The organism is Arthrospira sp. PCC 9901 (assembly GCF_059013425.1).
Genome location: NZ_CP102296.1, coordinates 195575 through 210559, shown reverse-complemented (window position 1 = coordinate 210559; position 14985 = coordinate 195575). Strand labels below are relative to the sequence as shown.

The following is a 14985-nucleotide window of genomic DNA, read 5'->3' as shown; positions in this document are numbered from 1 at the left end:
TTATGGATTGACTTACCCTTCTAGCTAGGGTCGGCTTTACTAGCACAGGGGTCGGCTTTACTAGCACAGGGGTCGGCTTTACTAGCACAGGGGTCGGCTTGCATTTCTGTATCTGTATTAGGAGAGGTGGTTCTAGCAGCACAAGGATTTGAGCAAGCTGCGACTGTTCCTAAACTCAAAATTGAAACTATGGTCAAAGTTGATAAATAGTGAATATTCATGCTCTGTAGTCCTCCAAATATGTGAATTGGGTAATCAGTAATTAACTGTTGAATCAGAGTTGTAGTTTTCGGGTAAAATTTCCACAATTTATTTTTGATTACCCTGTTTATGTCTGATTGTTTATTTTTGAGAAAGTGCTGTATTAAGTACAGAAGTATAATCAGCCAAGTTAGTATTATTGCGGTGTTGTGCTAAAATATCACCCGTGGCTGGGTCGATAATTGCTACCATGCCGGTTTGAGCTTTATTAGCTGCAAAAAAATCAGCTAATCCGAGTTCTTGAGCCAGGGATTCTGCCGCACTAGCTTTACTTTGGTCGCTGACATCAAAAACCACAAAATGGGCAGTATCTCTATATTGTTGTTTTAGTTGAGCCAGGGTGGGGGCAATATTTCTACAGGCGGCACACCAACTAGCATAAATATCTACCACTACTGGTTTACCTTGTAGTTTTTGGGCTAAACTACCCCCCACATTACCCACTTTAGCGGCACAGGGATTAGCAGAAGCACAGGGGTTAACTTGAGCGATTTCCTGGTTTTTAACACTCTGAGATGCTCTGAGTGGTGTCCCGGTAACCAGAGATAAAGTGATGAAAATACCACTTAAACACAGGGAGAACCATAATAGGGGCGATGGTTGGCGCATATTGAACCTCAAAATTTTTCTAACTGTACATAGGTAAGAAGCAGTCACTAAGTTGATAGCCTTAGTTAACTGTTATTTGTATTAAATTCCACAAATATGAGGATTATCTGAAAAATAGATGGAGATTAGATAAAAAATAATTTCAGCAAAAATTCATCTGGTTATCAGCAAGAAATCAGCTTTTGAGGTAACAGTGTAGCTATAATTCAAGATTAAATAGCACAATTGAGTATAACTATATAGTTTGGGTAATCTGATGACAGGTGAAAATTGGTTAGCGACTAATGATGGAAAATGTAAGGCGGTTGATTGGAGGACTCAGGAGGAACTATTATCTAATCCTTATCGACTATATCGGTTTTTAACTAATCTCGAAGATATTGTCGAAAATATTTCGGAAGACTATCTACGACTACAGGCAATTTGTCCGTTGGTTCGGAAATTATTAAACAGTTCTTCTTGGCTACAAATTCCTATGCTGGAACCTAACCCAGAAACGGGTTGGGAAGTTTTGATGTTATACGATGAACCCTTTTTTCCTTTAACAGTGCAATTAGTAGCTTGGGCTTCTGGGACAGTTTCACCTATTCATAATCATGGCTGTTGGGGGTTGGTAGCTTTGCTTAGTGGGAAGGAAAAAAATAGTTTTTGGCGACGGTCTCCTACGGCAGAATTTCCTGATAAAATTGAACCTATGGATGAGCGGGAGATAATGGCAGGTGATATTTTGTGTTTCCTCCCCGATGCTATTCATAACATTGAGGCAATTTCCCCAGAACCTACGATTAGCTTTAATTTGTATGGTGAAACTAACTATAATCAGCGATTTGAGTTTGACCCGATTAAATTTATGGCGAAAACTTTTTAATTTTTGATGGTCTAAATTGAGGCTTATATGATGGAAATACGTCGTTACTTGCGTGGGATTATTAATTGTTTCCCTAGGGTTAATTTGTCAACATCTTCTCTTCAGTTTCGTTTGACTTTTGAACTGGTGACACTCTCGGTTTTAGGGCTGGGTAGTGTTTCGATTTGGGCAGCTTGGCAAATGGAACAAAGTTTAGTGACAGTTCATAAACAAACTTTAGAATATATTGCTAGACGGTTTCCAGAACAGCTTGAACTTTATACCCAGACAGCATCTTTGGAAACCGGATTAGAACAGACTATTCGTCGAGTTTCGACACCGGAATTGCTGGTGTTAGTACAAAATACTGATGGTCAAGTTTTGGCTAAATCTTCTAATATTAATAGTGATTTATCAGAACTGCGTGGGGTGGTATCTATTACGGAAATTCCGGAAGAACCACAAGTGATTAGATATGGCGATCGCCATATTGTTTTATGTGGGACACCTTTAACTCTAAATAATCAAGTAGTTGGTCGGCTTTACTTATCTCAAGATATTACCGGAGACCAGCAAAAATTACAGGCGGGATTATGGAGATTATTAATAATTAGTCTGGTGACTATCTCAATCCTAATTGTAGCAATTTCCCAACGGATTCGCCAAGGGATGCAACCCCTACAGCAAATGAGTCAAGTAGCTAGTGCTATATCCGCAGATGATTTGAGCGCTGCTCAACTACAACTACACGAAGCACCTGATGAAATTTTAGGGCTGGCTAAGGCTTTTAATCAGATGTTATTTCGCCTATCTGAATCTTGGGATCAACAACGACAATTTGTCGGGAATGTTTCCCATGAACTGCGAACACCTTTAACGGTGGTTGTGGGTTATTTACAAAGTTTAATGCGACGGAGTACCAATTTAAGCACCTATCAACAACAGGCATTAGAAACAGCTACAGCAGAAGCTGAACGCACTATTCGGATGTTACAGGATTTGCTAGATTTAGCCAGAGCAGATAGTGGTCATTTGCACTTTAGAAGCAATCCAATTATTCTTAATACTTTAGTCGCAGAAGTAACCGCCATGACTAAAAAAGTAAGCGATCGCCAAATTAATCTATTAACTACGGCTGAGGATGTAGTGGTTTGTGCTGACCAAGACCGATTACAACAGGTATTGATTAATTTGGTTGATAATGCTCTGAAATATTCGGGGTCTGAACAGTCCGTTGATTTGGTTTTAGAAAAAACTAGCGAATCTGGTATAATTCATATACACGATTATGGCATTGGCATTCCCTTAGCTCATCAAAACCGGATTTTTGAAAGATTTTATCGAGCCGATGAGTCCATGACTCGTTCTCGGGATGGTACGGGGTTAGGATTGGCGATCGCCAAAAGTTTAATAGAAGGTATGAAAGGCAAAATCACCCTCCGTTCTCAACCGCAAAATGGTAGTATATTCACCATCACATTACCATTATGGAGATCTCACCTATGAGTCAGCATATTCTCCTGGTAGAAGATGACCCCAAACTAGCTGAATTTATCGCCGCCGAACTCACCCTAGAGGGATATCAAGTAACAGTTGCTCCTAATGGAATCGAAGGCTTAACTAAGGCTCGTAATTCTGACCCAGATCTGTTAATTTTAGATTGGATGTTACCTAGTATTTCGGGATTAGACTTATGTTTACGTCTCAGACAAACTGGGGTGCAAATTCCCATTATTATGTTAACCGCCAAAGATGAAATACCAGACCGTGTGACTGGATTAAACGCCGGAGCAGATGATTATGTAACTAAACCCTTTAGCATCGAAGAATTGCTGGCTAGGGTTAAGGCTCGCTTACGTCGTACCAATTCGGAAGCACCGGACTTTATGGAATTTGAGGACTTGAAATTAAATCGTCTTACTAGGGAAGTATATCGAGGCTCTCAACTAATTGAATTAACCGTCAAAGAATTTGACTTATTAGAGTTGTTACTGCGCCATCCTCGTCAAGTAATGACTCGCGCTCAAATTCTGGATCATGTTTGGGGTTATGACTTTATGGGAGAATCAAATATTATTGAAGTTTATATTAGAGCTTTACGCATTAAACTCGAAGACAGCCATCCCAAACGACTGTTACACACTGTCCGAGGTGTCGGTTATGTTTTGCGTTGATCTTAACCCTCAATAACTACCATGGTGTCATTAATCAATAAGTATGATATAATTATATGTTGTCTCATGTTGTCTTGTTGATAGCAGGAAAGCTCATGAATCCATTTTCTCATCAGAACCCTAATTCTCATAAAGATCATCAATCCCCCAATGGATTAAGCAATATCCATCATCCCTCGGAATCAGAAATCGAAGACCTGCAATTTAATGAATATGATCCGCGAGTGGTTAAAAATCTCAAAAATTCCTTTCTGTCTTTAGTAGTTATTGGCTTAGTTTTAGGGTTGTTTATTGCGGCGGGAGTTGTCTATATCATGAATCGATTGGATATTAATGCTCAACCTCCGGGTAACTCTAGCATCCAACAAGTTCAATAATTTGGTGATTAATTAGATGATTAATTACTCATTTTTATATCGCTGTTCGGCGATTTCTTTGACTTTTTTAGAAAATTGCGGATAGTTTTCTAAAACACTGTCAAAATCTTCTTTTAACAGCACAAAAAGCTCACAATAGCTGAGGGTTTTAACCGAAGCTGTGCGACGGGTAGAATAAAGTAGAGCAATTTCGCCAAAAAATGACCCGGCTGACATGATTCTATATACTTTTCCAGTTTTCTCGGAAAAGGCTTGCACTTCTCCCCGTTGGATAAAATACATTTCATGTCCTAACTGTTCCTCCCTAATTATATAGTCATTAGGTGGCAATATTCTCGGCTTTAGTTTAACCACTAAGGCTTCAATACAAGCCGGATCAGCATCTTTAAATAGGGGGACTTTTTCCAATAATTCCTGATACAAATACAGATAAATTTTGGTTTTTAAAGAATTGGGGATTTCATCAAGAAAATCCCGGTCAAATGATGTGTCTCGGTTGCATTCCCACAGATATTGATAGTAGTCCCTAACCTGCGCCTGTAAAAAAGCGGGAATTTTGCGATCGCGCATATAAGACTGAACTTGATCAAGTTGTTCTCTAAACCTAGCCTGACTAGCATCTAAACTACTGACCACAGAAGCCACATTACCAATAATAAACGCATACATAGACACCCCCAAAATCATTACAACTAAAGTAAATGCAATCTCTAAGTTACTGGTGGGGGTAATATCGCCATAACCGACAGTTGTTAAAGTAGTAATTGACCAATATAGAGATTTCATATATTGGGTAGCTATGGGGGCTGTATCTAAGTTAGAATTAATTAACCAAGAGTCTCCGTAAGCAATCATTGACTTACCAATCCAAAACCAGATACAGGCTACCCAATGATCAATCAGAAATATAATCAGGACTAACTCAGTCATACGCACTAGGGCTGGATTAATTTTAACATTAGTTTCCCATCGCCGAAAAATTCTAAAAAATTGCGACAGTCTCAACAGCCTCGGTATTCTGAGGATAGCCAATATCAATACTGATAATTGAGGAAAAAATAGCCTAGCCATTAAATCCAGCGGGAGACTAGCAGCTAGGTTAATTTTAAAATATGTAGCCCGGTAATTTTGAGCGATTTTTTTCAGGTCTGTAATACATTCTCCTTGGTCAATATATGCCATCCTAAATCTGAGGAAAATATCCATCATAAAAACCAAGTCCGCGCCACAATCTATCCCTAACCATAAATGGGAAGTAGTGGTCTGAAAAGCTATGCGAAATGGGATAACAATAAAATTGTATAGTATCACCAAAACTAATAAACATTCCCATAAAAAAACTTCTTTTGATTCTGGGTCAAAGATTTGCATTTATATCATCTCTCCTGATTTACTGTATCCGCGATTACCAAACATGGGATAATTTTAAAAATTTTCAGGGATTTTTCAGCTTAGTCTCATCAAAATTTAAGTTATATGAGGTTATATATAACCATGGCATAGATATGGTATCTGAGGTAAACTTGGGGAACACTTGAGAAACTTGTGTTTTCAAAATTCCGGGTAATTTTAGCTAGATAGTTGTTACAATAACTGATAATCATAGTACAGACATAGCCAATTAATAATGATTCAGACCACGATCGCACCATTTCACCAAAGAATTAAATCCCCTCTAACCAAAAACTCGATTAGTGTTTTACAGATTAATCTAGGAAAACGCTGTAACCTCGCCTGTACTCATTGTCATGTAGAAGCTGGTCCCCGACGCACCGAAGAATTAACCCCAGAAATTTGTGAACAATTAATTGAGTTAATTCGGCGTTTTCCACAAATTGAAACGGTAGATTTAACTGGTGGGGCTCCCGAAATGAATTATGGTTTTAAGCCATTAGTAGAAGTAGCGAAATCCCTCAATAAACAAGTAATTGTCCGTTCCAACTTAACTATTTATTTTGTTAAGGGATTTGAGGATATCCCCGCCTACTGTAGCCACCACCAACTCAGGATTATAGCATCTTTACCTTGCTATTTGCAAGATAATGTCGATCGCATGAGAGGTTCAGGGGTCTATCAAGACTCGATCGCCGCCATTCAAAAACTCAACCAGCTAGGATATGGTCACGCGCCGGATCTCATTTTAGATCTAGTCTATAACCCAGCTTTACCCACCTCAGACAGCTTTTCCCTCCCCCCCCAACAGGAAAACCTACAACAAGCCTATAAGGTCTATCTGCGAGAGAAATTCGATATTGAGTTTAATCAACTTCTCACTATTACCAACCTTCCCATAGGTCGCACTAAGTTATTTTTACAGCGTCAAAAACTCCACGATAAATACTTAGATTTTTTGGCGGATAACTATAATCCTGATACCGTGGAAAATCTCATGTGTCGGAATGAATTATCAATTGATTATCTGGGAAATGTCTACGACTGTGATTTTAACCAGATGGAAAATCGACCCGCCAGAACCCCTGATGGTCAAAATATCACAGTTCAAACACTTCTGGAAGCTGACAGTTTAGATATCATTGAAACCGTCCACACTGAAGCATATTGCTATGGTTGTACTGCGGGCTGCGGTTCGAGTTGTGGAGGTGCTTTAACATGATGATTTTGGGGCTAGTTTAGGCTCATACCCTTGACTATTGCCTACCATAAAGCCGGGAATTTGTCAATAAAAATCAATGATAATTCCTGGCTAATTAGCGGATAAGTTATAAGGTGAGTTTGGCAAAAATGTTGGCAATTCAAGATATATTAAGAAATGCGATCGAGTGGATAGACAGCTTAGGCGGCTGGGGGGCGGGAGTATTTATGCTCCTATATATTGTGGCAACTGTTGCCTTTTTACCTGGTTCGATATTAACCCTAGGTGCGGGTTTTGTCTTCGGGGTAATTTGGGGTTCTGTTTATGTATCGATCGCCTCAACTTTGGGGGCTATTTGTGCTTTTTTAATCGGACGATATTTAGCTAGGGGTTGGGTATCGGCAAAAATCGCAGGTCAGGCAAAATTCCAAGCGATCGATAATGCAGTAGGGAAGGAAGGCTGGAAAATCGTAGGACTCCTGCGCCTGTCGCCCATCTTTCCGTTTAACCTGCTAAATTATAGTTTGGGCTTAACCAAAGTTTCCCTAAAAGATTATTTTCTGGCTTCCTGGATAGGTATGATGCCAGGAACAGTCATGTATGTGTATATTGGATCTATTGCGGGTAGTTTAGCCACCCTGGGAACTGAGCGATCGCGCACAACAGGGGAGTGGATACTCTATGGCGTGGGACTTGTAGCCACCGTAGCCGTCACAGTCTATGTCACCAAAATCGCCCGCCGTGCGTTAAATGAGAAAATCGCCGCTCCTGAACGGTCCTAAAACCTTTTCAATCGGGAAAAAATTAGTTATAATGGCGGCAGCTTTGCCCAAAATCAGGTCGCAGTCATGCCACGTCAGGATACAATTTTTGAGCGCTATTTAGCGCCCGTGTTAAAATTATTTGTAGACCGAGAAGCGATCGATAACTTGGACAAAAGTATCGATTGGGAATCAGTGTGCGATCGCCTCACTGACCCCAACCTCGTCTATCCCCAATATTACCAAACCCAAGACTTTCACGGTATCGAGGGAGGATACCTGAATAAAAGCGCCGCCCTCACCTACGACCCCATTACCCAATACGCCATTCCCCCCAATGAAACCTGGGTCCGCCAAGAAGCTATTGATACCATTACCGTTAAACCTAGACGCATATTAGACCTAGGGTGCGGCACAGGTTCAACTACCCTACTATTAAAACAAACCTTTCCTAATGCCGAAGTGATCGGCTTAGACTTATCTCCCTATATGTTGGCGGTGGCGGAAACTAAAGCCAAACAAGCCGGCTTAGATATCAAATTCTATCATGGTTTAGCAGAAGAAAGCGATCGCTTTGAACCTCAATCTTTTGACTTAGTTTCCGCTTCTCTACTTTTCCATGAAACCCCCCCAGAAATAGCCATAGCCATAGCGCGGGAGGCTTTCCGACTTCTGAAAGCCGGGGGAGAAGTAATGATTCTTGACGGTCATCAGAAAATCTTACGCCAAAACCCCTGGCTAACCGAAATTTTTGAGGAACCCTATCTCAAAGATTATGCCACCGGAAGCGTTGATGCAACTCTTGGGGCGGCGGGTTTTGCGAAAGTGCGATCGGAGGATATATGGTGGATAAATCAAGTTACCGTAGGCTCTAAAACCGATGATTAACCATTCCCCCAACATCAATTCACAATGGGAACAACAGCCCAATCATAACCCATTTCCTGCCCCAGCCTAAGATAATTAATACTTTGGTAGGGGCGGGTTGCGCTGTCAATCTAAATTCCCACAGATAAAACTGGTAAACCCGCCCCAACCCACCCCATATCAATCAATAATTGGTTATCATGTAGGGGCGGGTTCTGCTGTCAATCTAAATTCCCACAGATAAAACTGGTAAACCCGCCCCAACCCACCCCATATCAATCAATAATTGGTTATCATGTAGGGGCGGGTTCTGCTGTCAATCTAAATTCCCACAGATAAAACTGGTAAACCCGCCCCAACCCACCCCATATCAATCAATAATTGGTTATCATGTAGGGGCGGGTTCTGCTGTCAATCTAAATTCCCACAGATAAAACTGGTAAACCCGCCCCAACCCACCCCATATCAATCAATAATTGGTTATCATGTAGGGGCGGGTTCTGCTGTCAATCTAAATTCCCATAGATAATTATTAATTAATAATTATTAATTAATAATTCCCATAGATAACATTTGTCCATTATCCATTAACTTGGTATGAGTTTAAAGGCTGTTCTGTTTGATTTTAATGGTGTAATTATCAATGATGAATCGATCCATGAACAGTTAATCGAGGAATTATTGGTAGCTGAAAATCTGCGGGTGAAACCAGAGAAAATTCGTGAGGTTTGCTTAGGAAGAAGCGATCGCGCCTGTTTACAGGATTTACTCTCATTATACGGCAGAGTGGTAACTTCTGAGGAGCTAGAAAACCTGATCGCGCGGAAAGCACAAGCCTATCAACAGCGGTTAAATGCTATGTCAGACCTACCCCTATATGATGGGTTGCGGGAACTAATTACGCGCATTCAGGCGGCGAATTTGAAAATCGCCCTAGTTACCGGCGCTATTAGAAACGAAGTTGAGTTAGTTTTGACTCGCGCGGGGTTGATTGATTATTTTTCCGTCATTGTCGCTGGGGATGATATTACCACCAGCAAGCCAGAACCTGATGGCTATTTATTGGCGCTACAAAGGCTAAATTCCGCTGATGAGACCTTGAATTTGCAGCCGGAAGAGTGTTTAGCGATAGAGGATACTTTTGCTGGTATTGAGGCGGCGAAACGCGCGGGTATTCCTGTCGTGGGGGTAGCCCATACTTATCCTTTCCATATGCTACAGCGTCGCGCTGATTGGTGTGTGGACTATCTCCAGGACTTGGAGTTAGAGAGGATTTTGGGAATCTCTGGAGAAGTTGCACTATCAGAACCCGGTTGATGTTATAATCAGCGGTTGTGTCCTATCTCTCTCTATACTTGGGGAATTAGCTCAGTTGGTAGAGTGCTGCGATCGCACCGCAGAGGTCAGGGGTTCGACCCCCCTATTCTCCATATCGCTTAAAAGCCTATTCTGGCTACGATAACCGGGAAACACTCAACCCGATAGTCGTACCGTTACACTCAAAATGCACTCCATTCAGTCTTAGCACACGGGACAATTAGTGCACATCCCCTAGCAACAAATCTTAATCATTGACGGGTTAATCAATAAGCACAACTTAATCAATATGTCAAATACCCATATCACCCCCATAGCCGGACGCTGATAGGGTAGTTCCCTTGTGATACCCGTCAATGGCAAGCCTATCGGTTCCTAACGTCACCCTTGACTGCTATCACGTAGCCCAGGGGGTGTTGTGTTGTCGATTTATTGAGGGTTAATCATCAAGCTGATATATTACCCTAAGAATTGCCTTAATCTCTGGCAAGTCTGGATTGATACCATGATTGGTTAGTGCTTGCTTTGCCATATCTAGCGGTAATGGCTGCTTTTGATGTCGTGTCAGGATACCTAACTCTGTGGCAAGGTTGCGACGTTTTTTGTACTTGCTGTCATTAACCGTTACCGAGTGACCAAACGAACGCGCCCTGATTTCCTGTGGTATCCCGTTCATCTCTCCCAGTTGGTTGGCTAGATATCGGAAAGCTAATGCTTGGGTGAATCCCCAATTATGGTTAGTTAACCATTGTCTGTGGTTACGATTAAAGCCCGTTGGGTTCTTAGGTTCAGTAATAGGTAAACAGACGTTATGAATCCCTAGACGGTTAATCAAAGCCTTGTCTTTTGACATTGGTATTGCTAACCTTTGACCTGTTTTGGTGCTACTACCAAAGCAAGTAAACTCACCAATCACTAACACTAACTCAATGTTATTGGAGTCACTTATCGCGGGGAACGTTATGCCGTCAACCGTGATATCCTTGGTTAAGTTTTGTCCTGCTGCAATCTCTGATGGTCTCAATCCATATAAAGCACACATTGCTGACACCCAACACCAACCATCACGAGCATTATTGTCTGTCAACCGTCCATAATCAGTGTTACGTTCCTTGTCTAGCAAGCCTAGCAAGGTATCCAAGTCTATACTTTGGGATTCAGCAAATACTGTCTGGGTAGGGTCAATCTTTTCCATCTTCTCTAGTGCTTTCTTGCATCGAGCACGTTCCGCTACCTGTCTTAGTCGGTAGTATCTGTCTTTGAATATTTTATGACCTACCGGACTACTGCCATCTTGTAACGGGCTATATAACGCTTCTTTTCTACCCTCCCAGCTAACATAAACATCCCAGTCTGTGACTTTGTTAAACACAGTAAGAAAACAGCGTTTAAATGAACTTTGGTCACTAGCCATATCACGGGAACGTTTCCGCTTAGTGTTCTTGTGTACCCCATTAAAGTAATCATCCTCCATTTCTTTAAACACTTGACGATAGGTGATTAAGTCGTTTTCCATGGGAACTTTGGATTCATCAAGGATAGTAGCCTTGTACCAGTCCAGCCATTCAGATACTGACTGAAATTGTCCATCAAGGGATTTATGGACTAACCAAGCCTTGTCTACAGCCTTGCGGATACCCTCTGGAGTAAATTGGCAATTACAGCCCCGTTGCTTACGTCCCCCAGTTTCCGGGTCAGTGGTGATGTCTAGTTGGATTGTCCCCCGGTTACGCTTAATCCTGACACCCTTGGGACATTGTTGGCGGGATAAGTTGAAAAACTCAAGGATATCTTGAAAACCTTGATATATACCGCTGTGCGTACTGTTTGTACTTGTACTCATTTTACACTCACTCCTAATAATGCGATCGCTTTCGAGTGCATCAGTGTGACGGTAGAGTAAGGGTTATAGCTTTTATGGTGGGTTCGACCCCCCTATTCTCCACTAAAAGCCTATTCTGGCTAAGGTTAACCGGAAATAGTGAAATAGTTTTTAAAAATGCGATAACCGGGTTAAGTTTTTCCCGGTTATCGCAGTCAGGATAAAGTTTTACAGAAAATGGAGCATATGGGAATCGAACCTGGTTTAAAGGCTATAACCCCTATTCTACCGTTACTTGGGTGTTACTCAAAACCACAATAGAGTAACAAGTGAGTAAAAAATGAGTAACACTGCTAACACCCCTACCGTAGGGGGAAAGGGCAATTATGACGAGAGTTACGATAGATTTCTGAAAGCCTACCAAGACTTTAAGGGGGAATGTCCCAAGGGAGTGACTCTCAAGCTACAGAAGTCCGGGACCAGGTACAATCTGCTACTGCAGTTCAAACAACCGCCTACCGGGAAACGACTACCCAAAACGGCTAATCTTGAGTGTACACCCCAAGGTGTGATAGACGGAGTTAAAAAAGCTAAGTTAGTGGCGGAGGCTCTGGGAACTATCAGTAGCGCTAGTGAATTTTGGGACTGGTATGATGCAACTATCCTAGGAAAGAATCAGATTGAGGATAACCTGATAACCTACCGGGAGATATTCCAACAACTAGAAGATGAGTATTTTGCCGGGTACAACCGCAACACAGGAAGGAAGCGCTCCCGTGATATCGTCAGTGATTTATCATCATACCATCGGACTAAATGGATATTTTTTGAACAGTTCCCTAATTGGGATGATTACCCCACTTGGGAGAGTTTTAAAACTATGCTGTACACTCCCTTACAGAATGGAGAGGAATTGATAGGGTCCAAAACATTCAAAGAACGTTACTACATCCTGAAAGCCATCGCCAAAAAATCACCCAATAAAGACCACATGCTAAAGCAATTAGAGCCTATTAATCCCAAACAAACACGATTTACGGTTAAACAACGCATAGGTATCGATGCTTTTAAAGAATGGTGGTACAGCGCCAAACAGGAAGCCTACACCATTAAAAGCCATAGAATAAGTGAAATCCGTCACAGTTGGTTGTGGGTTACTGGTATGGCAGTAATGTATGGGTTAAGACCTACTGAGATAGCAGCCGCTATTAATTTGACCAAACCTTATGTAACAGAAGATGGTGTAGTTATCAAAGCATTATCGGACCTCGATAATCAGGATAATTACTTAGTGTTAGGTGACTACGCCTACTTTACCGACGGAGAAGGCAGGAAGGTAAGTATTAAGACCGGGGGACGGATTATAGCACCAATCCCTAGTCCTGAGATGTTTAATTTTTTGGAATTAAATCGACCGCTACTACCAGAGTATACTCCCAGAGAGGGAAGCCAGCCTAGGACTGTAGCTGCGGGTTTTAATGTAGCATTCAGCAAACATATTAAAGCTATGGGGTGTCCGGTAACTCAGAAATATGCTTTCCGTAGGTTGTACAACCTGTTAGGTGAAAAATATGGGGTGCCTATAGAATTACGCGCTAGAATGATGGGCCATAGCGCAATGGTTAACGCATCCAGTTATAAAACCGAGGGGATTGACGCGACATTGGAAGTTTTAAAAGGGGTGGCTAAACTACCCGTACCGTTAAACGTAGCCCTGGAAAGGTTGACTGCTTTGGGGGTTGATATTGATAGCCCCGAGGCTAAATTGTTTCTCAGGGTAATTTATCAGATAGATTAATTTACCCACTACAATCTCATAAGTTAATACCCCTAGATTAAACTCCTAGGGGTTATTTTATGGCTACAAATTGATAGATCCTGTTGTGGTTTTGAGTAATACCTAAGTGACGGTAGAATAGGGGTTATAGGCTATGCAACAGCTTCGATTCCCATATGCTCCATTTTCTGTAACCCCTAGTCTAGTAGCTATCGCGCGATATTACTCAAAACGATAGCTACACCCAATTACTCAGATATTACTCACAATCCATTCCTAGCACAGGATAATAATTCTGTCAACAGGATGATTACTCAATCAACAAGCACAACTTAATTAATCTGTCAAATAGCCATACTCCCCCCTAACCAGACACGCGATAGGTTAACTCCCTTGTGATACCCGTCAATGGCAAGCCTATCGGTTCGTGCCTCACCATTGACTGCTATCACATCGGTCGTTTCCCCTAAGATGTCTGTTCCGGTTGGGGGGAGGGTATGTTTCTCAAAATCAACCACTACAGCACTAAAGGATAATCCCTCAATCTATCTTTGTACATTGATAGTTAGGTTATTTTTCGCGGACTATACCTATAGGTAAACCTATGTGCGATCGCTGTAGTGATTGTCTATGGGGTCAAGCCATGATTGTTACTGGGGAGATTCTTGGGAGTGCGATCGCAAAACCTGAATCATCTCCTGCCGGAACTAACCCGACACCCCTAAACATCTTTACTACTGGCGGAGACTATCGAGATGTGAACCGATACCAACATAATCACCTTACCCAAAAATCTTAGCCGTCTATTGTAGGTAATTTAGTTAGGGGTGTTATGTGGACATGATAGGGTGAGTATTCATATACTCTCGCTTTCGTAGCGAATTATCGTAACGAAAACCTAAAAATATGCAGACACCCCTACAGTCAGAAACCATAGGGGGCCATTTTAGGATATTGGGTTATGGGTTAGGTGCTAGGTAGGCTACTAGGGCTTGCGCCAATCATCAGCATTCGGGGTATCTTTACGGTTAGGGTTTGGGTGATTGTTACTTGATTTACAGATGATTTTGTCAAAAGAGCCTTTAATAAAATCAAGTAAAATACGCAACACCTCGCTGTTATAGTCAAGTTTTGACTCAATAATCTTATCTTCCCTAAGTATCGCATAAGTCGAAAATATAATTATAGTTATCAATAAAGCTAATTCAGCAATTATTATATTCATTGTGTTAATATCCAAAAATAAAGAGTGAACCATTTTATCCGTTCTAACGGGTCAAATACCGCATAAAAGTTACTATATGGGGGTGATTCAATTATTTGATATTCATTAAGCCAGACAATCTCACGCTTAACCATCATATTTTGTTTAACGTCATTATATGCGTAAAATTTTAACCAACCCGCCATTTTCCAATAAGTGGAAACCTGGTCAGCATCAAATAATATTCTAACAAATTTACTGCCCGATATATCTGGTAATCGCTTACTCCCGTGTGGGGTATCATCCTCATTGATAAAATATTGGTTGTAAGTCAAAAACCATTTATTCTCTGATATATCGTAGTTGTTAGGCATAT

The 14985-nt window shown here is 41.3% G+C and carries 16 protein-coding genes and 1 tRNA gene; 11 read left to right on the top strand and 6 right to left on the bottom strand.

The window, feature by feature from the left end; genetic code table 11:
- Positions 1–20 precede the first annotated feature (20 nt).
- Positions 21–221, bottom strand: coding sequence for a hypothetical protein (locus NLZ44_RS01125; protein ID WP_493751612.1), 201 nt, complete (start codon positions 219–221; stop codon positions 21–23).
- Between the two features lie 121 nt (positions 222–342).
- Positions 343–870 carry a TlpA family protein disulfide reductase gene (locus tag NLZ44_RS01120; protein ID WP_493751611.1) on the bottom strand — a complete coding sequence of 176 codons (528 nt, stop codon included), beginning with the start codon at positions 868–870 and terminating at the stop codon, positions 343–345.
- A gap of 256 nt (positions 871–1126) precedes the next feature.
- Between NLZ44_RS01120 and NLZ44_RS01115 the strand changes: the two genes are divergently transcribed.
- The 4 genes from NLZ44_RS01115 to NLZ44_RS01100 all read left to right on the top strand — a co-directional run bounded on the left by NLZ44_RS01115 (position 1127) and on the right by NLZ44_RS01100 (position 4268).
- Complete coding sequence (locus tag NLZ44_RS01115) at positions 1127–1738, top strand: cysteine dioxygenase family protein (protein WP_493751610.1); 612 nt, start codon at positions 1127–1129, stop codon at positions 1736–1738.
- A 27-nt stretch (positions 1739–1765) separates the two neighbouring features.
- On the top strand, positions 1766–3223 hold the full coding sequence (locus NLZ44_RS01110; protein ID WP_493751609.1) for a sensor histidine kinase: 1458 nt from the start codon (positions 1766–1768) through the stop codon (positions 3221–3223).
- Positions 3220–3891 (top strand): response regulator transcription factor, encoded by a 672-nt coding sequence (locus NLZ44_RS01105; RefSeq protein WP_493751608.1) that lies wholly within the window; start codon positions 3220–3222, stop codon positions 3889–3891. Before NLZ44_RS01110 ends, NLZ44_RS01105 begins: the two co-directional genes overlap by 4 nt.
- 95 nt (positions 3892–3986) lie before the next feature.
- Positions 3987–4268, top strand: a complete 282-nt coding sequence (locus NLZ44_RS01100; protein WP_493751607.1) for a hypothetical protein — start codon at positions 3987–3989, stop codon at positions 4266–4268.
- 24 nt (positions 4269–4292) lie between these two features.
- Here NLZ44_RS01100 and NLZ44_RS01095 read toward each other — a convergent pair whose 3' ends face one another.
- Complete coding sequence (locus tag NLZ44_RS01095) at positions 4293–5639, bottom strand: ion transporter (RefSeq protein ID WP_493751606.1); 1347 nt, start codon at positions 5637–5639, stop codon at positions 4293–4295.
- 256 nt (positions 5640–5895) lie between these two features.
- Here NLZ44_RS01095 and arsS point away from each other — a divergent pair, with 256 nt between their 5' ends.
- The 5 genes from arsS to NLZ44_RS01070 all read left to right on the top strand — a co-directional run bounded on the left by arsS (position 5896) and on the right by NLZ44_RS01070 (position 9919).
- A complete protein-coding gene (gene arsS, locus NLZ44_RS01090) occupies positions 5896–6882 on the top strand; it encodes an arsenosugar biosynthesis radical SAM (seleno)protein ArsS (protein WP_493751605.1) in 987 nt (328 codons plus the stop codon).
- Between the two features lie 128 nt (positions 6883–7010).
- Complete coding sequence (locus tag NLZ44_RS01085; RefSeq protein ID WP_493751604.1) at positions 7011–7643, top strand: TVP38/TMEM64 family protein; 633 nt, start codon at positions 7011–7013, stop codon at positions 7641–7643.
- Between the two features lie 66 nt (positions 7644–7709).
- Entirely contained in the window at positions 7710–8510 is an 801-nt protein-coding gene (locus NLZ44_RS01080) for a class I SAM-dependent methyltransferase (protein WP_493751603.1), read from the top strand.
- A gap of 576 nt (positions 8511–9086) precedes the next feature.
- Positions 9087–9806 carry an HAD family hydrolase gene (locus NLZ44_RS01075; RefSeq protein WP_493751602.1) on the top strand — a complete coding sequence of 240 codons (720 nt, stop codon included), beginning with the start codon at positions 9087–9089 and terminating at the stop codon, positions 9804–9806.
- Between the two features lie 40 nt (positions 9807–9846).
- Positions 9847–9919 (top strand) — tRNA-Ala (locus tag NLZ44_RS01070).
- A 326-nt stretch (positions 9920–10245) separates the two neighbouring features.
- On the opposite strand, the gene NLZ44_RS01065 is transcribed toward NLZ44_RS01070, so the two are convergent.
- Entirely contained in the window at positions 10246–11649 is a 1404-nt protein-coding gene (locus NLZ44_RS01065) for a site-specific integrase (RefSeq protein WP_493751601.1), read from the bottom strand.
- A gap of 319 nt (positions 11650–11968) precedes the next feature.
- On the opposite strand from NLZ44_RS01065, the gene NLZ44_RS01060 reads away from it, so the two are divergent.
- Both NLZ44_RS01060 and NLZ44_RS01055 read left to right on the top strand, forming a co-directional pair.
- Complete coding sequence (locus NLZ44_RS01060; protein WP_493751600.1) at positions 11969–13426, top strand: recombinase; 1458 nt, start codon at positions 11969–11971, stop codon at positions 13424–13426.
- 583 nt (positions 13427–14009) lie between these two features.
- Complete coding sequence (locus NLZ44_RS01055) at positions 14010–14204, top strand: hypothetical protein (RefSeq protein ID WP_493751599.1); 195 nt, start codon at positions 14010–14012, stop codon at positions 14202–14204.
- Between the two features lie 186 nt (positions 14205–14390).
- Here the strand turns inward: NLZ44_RS01055 and NLZ44_RS01050 are convergent, their stop codons facing one another.
- Both NLZ44_RS01050 and NLZ44_RS01045 read right to left on the bottom strand, forming a co-directional pair.
- Positions 14391–14630 (bottom strand): hypothetical protein, encoded by a 240-nt coding sequence (locus NLZ44_RS01050; RefSeq protein WP_493751589.1) that lies wholly within the window; start codon positions 14628–14630, stop codon positions 14391–14393.
- Complete coding sequence (locus NLZ44_RS01045; RefSeq protein ID WP_369299725.1) at positions 14627–14983, bottom strand: hypothetical protein; 357 nt, start codon at positions 14981–14983, stop codon at positions 14627–14629. The genes NLZ44_RS01050 and NLZ44_RS01045 overlap by 4 nt, the downstream gene beginning before the upstream one ends.
- Positions 14984–14985: the final 2 nt, after the last annotated feature.

Bases quoted from the DNA above. Each gene is read 5' to 3' on its own strand.
- NLZ44_RS01100 (WP_493751607.1), top strand. From the start codon at position 3,987: ATGAATCCATTTTCTCATCAGAACCCTAATTCTCATAAAGATCATCAA.
- NLZ44_RS01075 (WP_493751602.1), top strand. From the start codon at position 9,087: ATGAGTTTAAAGGCTGTTCTGTTTGATTTTAATGGTGTAATTATCAAT.
- NLZ44_RS01115 (WP_493751610.1), top strand. From the start codon at position 1,127: ATGACAGGTGAAAATTGGTTAGCGACTAATGATGGAAAATGTAAGGCG.
- NLZ44_RS01065 (WP_493751601.1), bottom strand. From the start codon at position 11,649: ATGAGTACAAGTACAAACAGTACGCACAGCGGTATATATCAAGGTTTT.
- NLZ44_RS01120 (WP_493751611.1), bottom strand. From the start codon at position 870: ATGCGCCAACCATCGCCCCTATTATGGTTCTCCCTGTGTTTAAGTGGT.
- NLZ44_RS01060 (WP_493751600.1), top strand. From the start codon at position 11,969: ATGAGTAACACTGCTAACACCCCTACCGTAGGGGGAAAGGGCAATTAT.
- NLZ44_RS01125 (WP_493751612.1), bottom strand. From the start codon at position 221: ATGAATATTCACTATTTATCAACTTTGACCATAGTTTCAATTTTGAGT.
- NLZ44_RS01080 (WP_493751603.1), top strand. From the start codon at position 7,710: ATGCCACGTCAGGATACAATTTTTGAGCGCTATTTAGCGCCCGTGTTA.
- NLZ44_RS01095 (WP_493751606.1), bottom strand. From the start codon at position 5,639: ATGCAAATCTTTGACCCAGAATCAAAAGAAGTTTTTTTATGGGAATGT.
- NLZ44_RS01085 (WP_493751604.1), top strand. From the start codon at position 7,011: ATGTTGGCAATTCAAGATATATTAAGAAATGCGATCGAGTGGATAGAC.
- NLZ44_RS01110 (WP_493751609.1), top strand. From the start codon at position 1,766: ATGATGGAAATACGTCGTTACTTGCGTGGGATTATTAATTGTTTCCCT.
- NLZ44_RS01045 (WP_369299725.1), bottom strand. From the start codon at position 14,983: ATGCCTAACAACTACGATATATCAGAGAATAAATGGTTTTTGACTTAC.
- NLZ44_RS01105 (WP_493751608.1), top strand. From the start codon at position 3,220: ATGAGTCAGCATATTCTCCTGGTAGAAGATGACCCCAAACTAGCTGAA.
- arsS (WP_493751605.1), top strand. From the start codon at position 5,896: ATGATTCAGACCACGATCGCACCATTTCACCAAAGAATTAAATCCCCT.
- NLZ44_RS01055 (WP_493751599.1), top strand. From the start codon at position 14,010: ATGTGCGATCGCTGTAGTGATTGTCTATGGGGTCAAGCCATGATTGTT.
- NLZ44_RS01050 (WP_493751589.1), bottom strand. From the start codon at position 14,630: ATGAATATAATAATTGCTGAATTAGCTTTATTGATAACTATAATTATA.